Here is a 7743-nt window from a genome sequence, read left to right as displayed (position 1 = left end):
TTTCGAGGCGTTGAACAATGCGATCGCGTCGTTGCTCCAAGTTTTCTAGCTCATCCTCCAGTCGAGTCTTTTCCGTAATCAGCTTATAAACATCCACGTAAGCCGCCGCTTCTGTTTTTGGGCTAGGCATCGGGCTGATCGGAGGGTTTAGATTTTGAGACAGGGGGGAACGCATAGAAGCTCCTGATAGGGATACATACCCTAGTCTTCCCAGCTTGATTCAAGAACTGGACAGCCGAAAGGTGACATTCTAATCCTGTCCAATTCACAGCCCAACTAAAGGATTTGTCCTGCATTGGGATTGTGTTTTCATTAAGCTGCGTTACGGCAATTGTTAAACTCTATTTCAAATTGCTCAGGCTAGCACTGACAGCGCCCTTTGGATAAAAAGTCCGTGATAGTATGCTTCTTAGCTTTTACAACGATTTAGGAGAAAAGCTTTGGCACTACGCGTTGCAGTTATCGGTGGTGGACCTGCTGGTTCATCCGCTGCGGAAGTTTTAACAAAAGCTGGAATCGAAACCTATTTAATTGAACGCAAATTAGACAACGTTAAGCCCTGCGGTGGTGCCATTCCGCTGTGTATGGTCAGCGAGTTTGATTTACCTCCAGAGATCATCGATCGCCGCGTGCGAAAGATGAAGATGATTTCACCCTCCAATGTGGAAGTGAACATTGGCAGCACTTTGAAGGATGACGAGTATATTGGCATGTGCCGCCGTGAAGTGCTGGATGGATTTTTGCGCGATCGCGCTGAAAAACTCGGTGCTAAGTTGATTAATGGTACCGTGCATAAGTTGGAAATGCCCGGACTGAACACCACAGATCCTTACGTGCTCCACTATGCGGATCATTCCAATGGCAGCCTCGAAGGCGAAGCCAAAACCCTCAAAGTCGATCTAGTCATTGGTGCTGATGGTGCCAATTCCCGCGTCGCCAAAGCTATGGATGCGGGCGACTATAACTACGCGATCGCTTTCCAAGAGCGGATCAGACTGCCAGAAGACAAGATGGCTTACTACCATAGTCTGGCGGAAATGTATGTTGGCGATGATGTCTCCACTGATTTCTATGCTTGGGTATTCCCTAAATTCGACCACGTAGCAGTCGGTACGGGGACGATGAAAGTCCACAAAGCCTCGATCAAGCAATTGCAAGCTGGCATCCGCAAACGCGCTGCCAAGAAGCTCGAAGGCGGCACGATTATCAAAGTTGAAGCTCACCCTATCCCCGAACATCCCCGCCCCCGCCGGGTTGTCGGTCGGTGTACGCTCGTCGGTGATGCTGCTGGTTATGTGACCAAATCTTCTGGTGAAGGCATCTACTTTGCGGCCAAATCTGGCCGGATGTGCGCCGAAGTCATCGTCGAACGTTCCGAACAAGGTGCGAAGATTCCGACTGAAGCGGATCTCAAGGTTTATATCAAGAAGTGGGATAAAGCTTATGGCTTGACTTACACGGTCTTGGATATCCTCCAGCGCGTATTCTACCGTTCTGATGCCACTCGCGAAGCTTTTGTCGAAATGTGCGGCGATCTCGATGTCCAGAAGCTTACCTTCGATAGCTACCTCTATAAAACGGTAGTTCCCGCTAATCCCATCACCCAGATGAAGATTACTGCCAAAACGATCGGCAGTCTCCTCCGAGGTAATGCTCTGGCTCCCTAGTCATTAGCGATCGTTCAAATCACACTCAAACTCAGGTAGGTATCAGTACCTACCTTTTTTGTCGGCTGCGGGGTCTAGAGTAAAGGTCTGTTAAAACACACAGTTTGGCTGTTACAAAACACAAGTTGAGACACAAACCCGACTTTTCCAAAAAGTCGGGTTTGTAACTAACAGCAATAGTTCGACCGTCCTCAACGCTTTGGCTGATACTGTAAATAGCTATCTTCGTCTCAATCGATCTAATCGACGCCCCCAGTCCCCGTCTCCCCATCCCCACTCCCAAATGTGCCGCCTGCTCGCCTACCAGGGTATCCCCCAATCACTCGATCGATTAATTGCCAAACCCAAACATTCACTGATCGTTCAAAGTTATCAACCGCGTGAAATGACCGCAGGGGTAATTAATGCCGATGGGTTTGGGATTGGCTGGTACGATCGCGATCGAACCCAACAAACTGCGCCATTTATTTACAAACATACTCAGCCGATTTGGGCGGACACCAATCTCCCAGAGATTAGTCGTTATGTCGAAACTGGCTGCATGTTAAGTTACGTACGTTCTGCTACGCCAGGACAAGGTGTTGGTATGAGCAATTGCCAACCATTTCGGGATGGTAAATTGTTATTCATTCACAACGGCTTTATCGACAATTTTCGAGGTGGTTTGTACAAGCAAATTCGCGATAAATTAGACCATCATATTTATCAGTCGATCGATGGCACGACCGATTCGGAACATATTTTCGCACTATTTTCCAATCTCTTGCATACTCACCCCGAACTATCTCTAGAAGCCGCTCTCCAGCGCACATTACAAATCTTGCGCGATTTAGTCGAAGCCGAACGGACGACGATTTCGGCCAATATTGTGATTAGCGATGGCGACAGGTTGATTGCTTCGCGGTTCGCCCATCGAGCGACGGTACCTTCACTATATTGGATTAAAGATAGTATCGATTATCCTGATTCGGTCATCTTAGCATCCGAACCAATTTTTGCAGACAATTGGCAAACTTGTCCGATGCAAAGCATCATTACTGTGAGTAATAATCTCCAGATTGACATCTTACCAATCTAGAGGATGTTGTCATAATTATAGTTCTGTATTGCTGGATAGAGGTGCGATCCCACTTTGGATTGTGGCTCGGCGCGGAGGATGGTCGGGTTCTCGTTCTCAAACACCCCCTGGTATGCCCACCTTCGTTCAAGGTCTCAGACAGTTTGATTCCATCTTTGAAGGTGGCAACTCAACTCAATCCAACTTGTGCATCCGGGTTCTGCCCCACAAATAACTTAAAACTAAGCACTATTCTAAAATCTGTGGGTGATGGCTAGCTTAAAAAGAGGCTAGGGGGACATTCTTCTAAGTCTTGAGCTTAACAAAATTGAGTTCTCAGACATCCGCTAAGCTGATGGCATCTGACTCATTTTATCTAAATCCAAAACCTGTGCCAATAAATCTGGCTCCATCAGTCCTTGCTCCAAGACAATTTGCCGCAGCGATTTACCCGTGGCGAGAGACTCTTTGGCGACATTGGCAGCATTGAGATAACCAATGTGGGTATTGAGAGCGGTCACGAGTGCCAGACTGCCTTCTGCATAATCGTTACACCGTTGGGAATTAGCAGTAATACCGAGGATACATCGATCGGTCAGAGCTTGAATGGCATTACCCAAAATCTCGATGCTCTGAATTAAGTCATAAGCGATTAACGGCATCATCACATTTAACTCTAATTGTCCGGCTTGTGCGGCCATCTCGATCGAGCGATCGTATCCCATCACCTGAAAGCACACCATCGAGATCATTTCGGCCATGACGGGATTGTATTTTCCCGGCATGATCGACGATCCGGGTTGAACGGGTGGGAGTTGGATTTCTTTGAAACCAGTTTTGGGGCCAGAATCCATCAATCGCAAGTCGTGAGAGATTTTCACGAGGTCGGCGGCGAGATTGCGCAGACTGCCAGAGAGATTCACAAACGGTGCCATGCTCTGCATCGCTGCCATCAGATTGGGTGCCACTGTTAACGGTCGATCGATTAATGCTCCCAAAATCTGCGCGACAGTCGATCGATACTCTGGATGCGTATTCAGTCCCGTCCCCACGGCACTACCACCCAAACCGAGCTGGGTTAAATCTGCTGCGGCAATATTAATCCGGCGGTGATGGTCGCGTAAGATCTGGGCAAACGCGGCAAAACTATCGCCCAATCTGACTGGCACAGCATCTTGCATGTGGGTGCGTCCGGATTTAACGATCGCCTGAAATTCTAAGGCTTTGTTGTCCAACGCATCGATCGCGTTTGCCAGCGCGGGATCTAAAGTATGTGTCAGTGCCAGCAACCCACCGACGCGAATCGCCGTTGGAATGACATCATTAGTAGACTGACCGTAATTAACTTGGTCGTTGGGATTGACTCTTTGATAGTTGCCTTTGACATCGCCGAGTAGTTCCTGGGCGCGATTGGCTAAGACTTCATTGACATTCATGTGGTGGGATGTACCCGCACCAGCTTGATAGACATCGACCACAAACTGATCGCGGAAACTCCCTTGCAAGACTTCATCAGCAGCGGTAACGATCGCATCGCCGATTTCCTGGGGAATACAGCCGAGCTGGGTATTGGCGATCGCCGCTGCTTTTTTGATGAGGATACAGGCATCCACATAGGTCGCCAGCGGCTTGATGCCGCTAATCTGGAAGTTCTCGATCGCGCGTAAAGTTTGAATGCCGTAGTATGCAGATGCGGGGATCTGACGTTCGCCCATCGAATCTTTCTCGATCCGGTAATTATCTCGTATCAATGCAAATCCCTCAATAGGTAGATATCTTTATTATCGATCGTGGTGCGTGCATACAGCCCCAGATCGCCAGCACTTTAACCTCGATCGGTTAAAACTGGGGACTATTTTGGTAACTAAAATTGCTAATTGACCAAAAGTCTACAGCCGATCGCCGATCGATTTGGAGCCGAATCGATCGATTCGATCGTCAACCATCGTCATCTATCCATTGGGCTATTTTTCAAATTATTGTAAAAAACGCGACATTTTTAATTAACTTAGCTATACCAATTCTACCTACAGAAAATCATTAGATTTACCAGTTATTAAATCTCGATCGCTCAATTCGATCTAGCAATTTGGCAATTTTTAGAGATCTCTTTGCGTATGTTTGATAGATTGGATGGTTGTATATAATACAATTTTAGATTTGTTTGGTTCGATCGGCTGAGGCTCATGGTCGAACGCTGGAATCGTGGTTTCAGAGCTGTTATATGTGCAGAGAATGGCGATTCTTAACTTATAAAAATTTAGAAACTGCTGCTATAATTAGTACTTTTGGCGGTAGATATTTATAAAAACTCGCGTTTATTAGTAGAGATACAGTTATTTTTACGTCATGTTGCCCAAATTGATTAAAGATTATGAGAAGTCGATCGCCTAAGTTCAAATATTGGCAATCGCCGAAATGTCAGACAAAAAAGGATTTTGCAATTAAGCTATTTGGCTGAAAACGTCGATTGAAAGTCCAGTATTTTGTCAATTTGCGCTACGATCGAGTTACATAAAGCGGGTAGCTTTTTTAGATTTTCTATAGTTTTGAATTGCTGTTTGTGGTGGTTACGGACAGACGCGAGAAAACGATTGTTTATTACTTACAGGAATTAGAGAAATTTATGACTACATTTAGGCAGTTTGCAAAGTTACGAAGTATCAAAAGTTCGATTAAAATTGTTGCAGCTAGCAGTCTTGCTGTCGGTGTTGCAGCAATGATTCCGGCTGCACCTGCTCATGCCATCACTTTCACGAGTGGAGAACTAGACTTTGGATTTTCCACCAGTGCATTTGGCAGTAATGTATCTCCAGTTGCAGGCAACACGTTCAATGTAACCTTTAACCCTGGTGGTACGGCTAGTATTCTTCGTGCTGATGGGTCTTTCTCTCCAACTTTCACTACTGGTACTACAGTTAACACTAATAGTCCAATTGCGAACTTTGTGTACGGCGGCGGATCGACCTACACACTTAATGGAGACTTAACTTTCAATTTTGCTGCTGCTACTCCAACCACCTTTACTCTGGGTTCGGGGTCTACATTCACAGAGACAGAAATTTTCCAAAATGGTATAAGAACTGGTGCTGGTTTACAGATCGCCAGCCCACGGAATGTTTCTTTTCTCAATGGTAGTAACACCACAATCATTCCTACTTTAGCATTTAGCTTAACTGATACTGGGCTACCTAGTGGCGGATTGTATATTGCTCAAGCATCTTCGACTGCCGTTCCTGAGCCTTTCACAGTAATTGGGACGATTATTGGTGGTACAGCCGCTTTCCGGATGAGAAAGAAATTGGCTAACATCAACAAGAACTAGATTGCTCTACATTAACTAAAATCAGTGGTGTTTTTAGCTGTCGATTAATCTGAAGCTAAAAGTAGTGGGGTAAAGTCCGATCGCGATCGGACTTTACCCCGTTTTGTTTAAGTAGCGATCGCGGGTTGCAGATGAGGATTAATTTCTGGCGGAGTGTTGCGGTAAGCTGTTGAATGACGATTCATGACGAAAATATTTAGATATTATGGCAACTATTAATAATAACTACCTCAAGCTCAAAGCTGGCTACCTGTTCCCCGAAATCGCGCGGCGCGTCAATGCTTACGCTCAAGCCAATCCCAATGCGCCGATTATTCGATTGGGGATTGGAGATGTCACCGAGCCTTTACCAGAAGCCTGTCGGACGGCGATGACTAACGCGATCGCCGATATGGGCGATCGGGATAAGTTTAAAGGTTATGGCCCCGAACAGGGTTATGCTTGGTTGCGCGAAGCGATCGCCAAGCACGATTTTCAGGCACGCGGCTGCGAGATCGATGCGTCGGAAATCTTCATCTCCGATGGTTCTAAATGCGATTGTGGCAACATTCTTGACATTTTCGGACATGACAACACGATCGCCGTTACCGACCCTGTCTATCCCGTTTATGTCGATACCAATGTGATGGCGGGAAATACTGGCGATGCGAATGACAAAGGCGAGTATGCGGGCTTAGTTTATCTGCCGATTACCGCTGAAAATGACTTTACCGCCCAAATTCCCAGCCACAAAGTCGATCTGATCTACTTGTGTTTTCCGAATAATCCCACAGGTGCGACGGCGACCCGCGCCCATCTGCAAGCCTGGGTGGATTATGCCAAGACGCATGGCTCGATTATCTTCTTCGATGCCGCTTACGAAGCCTTTATTACCGATCCGAGCTTGCCGCATTCGATTTATGAAATTGACGGAGCGCGGGATTGCGCGATCGAGTTTCGATCGTTTTCCAAAAATGCTGGGTTTACAGGGACGCGCTGCGCGCTGACAGTCGTGCCCAAAACCCTCACAGCTAAAGCCGCCGATGGTAGCGATGTCGAACTGTGGAAGCTGTGGAATCGTCGCCAATCGACCAAGTTTAATGGTGTTTCGTACATCGTCCAACGCGGTGCGGAGGCGGTGTATTCTGCTGCGGGACAGGCACAGGTGAAAGCTTTAATCGGCTTCTATATGGAAAATGCCCAAATTATCCGCCAACAATTGACGGCGGCGGGGCTGCAAGTCTATGGCGGGACTAATGCCCCCTATGTCTGGGTGAAAACGCCAAATGGTCTATCGAGCTGGGATTTCTTTGATAAGTTGCTGATGAATTGTCACGTTGTCGGTACGCCTGGTTCGGGGTTTGGAGCTGCGGGTGAGGGTTATTTCCGCATTTCGGCGTTTAACAGTCGTGTGAATGTGGAAGAGGCGATGAACCGGATTGCGGCACAGTTTCAAGTTGGTTAGGAGCGATTGACAGATATTAGTGGGGAGGGCGGGTTTGTTTAGATCTTTTGGTACTGCGAGAATTTCTATCAGAAACCCGCCCCTACAGATCTATAAACGCCATCATAGATTCGATCGACTGTAGGGGCGGGTTTATGCTAACCAGTATCGATGCTACTAGTCGATATCGAGCAAACCCGCCCTCCCCACTAGAAGACCTCAATCGGCTCATGCCGCACAAAACAGGGGACTCGATCGCGATCGAGTCCCC

5 protein-coding genes are annotated in these 7743 nt (G+C 47.1%); 4 read left to right on the top strand and 1 reads right to left on the bottom strand.

The genetic code is table 11. The features are described from left to right. Positions 1-440 precede the first annotated feature (440 nt). Both chlP and egtC read left to right on the top strand, forming a co-directional pair. The gene (gene chlP / locus RMO84_RS06495; RefSeq protein ID WP_310487657.1) at positions 441-1667 is read left to right on the top strand and encodes a geranylgeranyl reductase; all 1227 of its coding nucleotides are present in this window, start codon (positions 441-443) and stop codon (positions 1665-1667) included. A 283-nt stretch (positions 1668-1950) separates the two neighbouring features. Next, the gene (egtC, locus tag RMO84_RS06490; RefSeq protein ID WP_310487656.1) at positions 1951-2745 is read left to right on the top strand and encodes an ergothioneine biosynthesis protein EgtC; all 795 of its coding nucleotides are present in this window, start codon (positions 1951-1953) and stop codon (positions 2743-2745) included. A gap of 326 nt (positions 2746-3071) precedes the next feature. On the opposite strand, the gene RMO84_RS06485 is transcribed toward egtC, so the two are convergent. Next, entirely contained in the window at positions 3072-4475 is a 1404-nt protein-coding gene (locus tag RMO84_RS06485; protein WP_396135784.1) for an aspartate ammonia-lyase, read from the bottom strand. A gap of 812 nt (positions 4476-5287) precedes the next feature. On the opposite strand from RMO84_RS06485, the gene RMO84_RS06480 reads away from it, so the two are divergent. Further along, positions 5288-6049 carry a PEP-CTERM sorting domain-containing protein gene (locus tag RMO84_RS06480; protein ID WP_396135785.1) on the top strand — a complete coding sequence of 254 codons (762 nt, stop codon included), beginning with the start codon at positions 5288-5290 and terminating at the stop codon, positions 6047-6049. Positions 6050-6254: 205 nt separating this feature from the next. Continuing rightward, the gene (locus tag RMO84_RS06475) at positions 6255-7493 is read left to right on the top strand and encodes an LL-diaminopimelate aminotransferase (RefSeq protein ID WP_310487654.1); all 1239 of its coding nucleotides are present in this window, start codon (positions 6255-6257) and stop codon (positions 7491-7493) included. The last annotated feature ends 250 nt before the right edge of the window (positions 7494-7743 follow it).

It is taken from the genome of Chamaesiphon sp. VAR_69_metabat_338, from assembly GCF_031423935.1.
Classification (GTDB): domain Bacteria; phylum Cyanobacteriota; class Cyanobacteriia; order Cyanobacteriales; family Chamaesiphonaceae; genus Chamaesiphon.
Note: the sequence above shows the minus strand (reverse complement) of the source record. Positions and strands in the feature narration are given on the sequence as shown.

What these genes read in the sequence shown, in the direction of transcription:
- egtC (WP_310487656.1), top strand. Translation starts at nt 1,951, where the DNA reads ATGTGCCGCCTGCTCGCCTACCAGGGTATCCCCCAATCACTCGATCGA.
- RMO84_RS06475 (WP_310487654.1), top strand. Translation starts at nt 6,255, where the DNA reads ATGGCAACTATTAATAATAACTACCTCAAGCTCAAAGCTGGCTACCTG.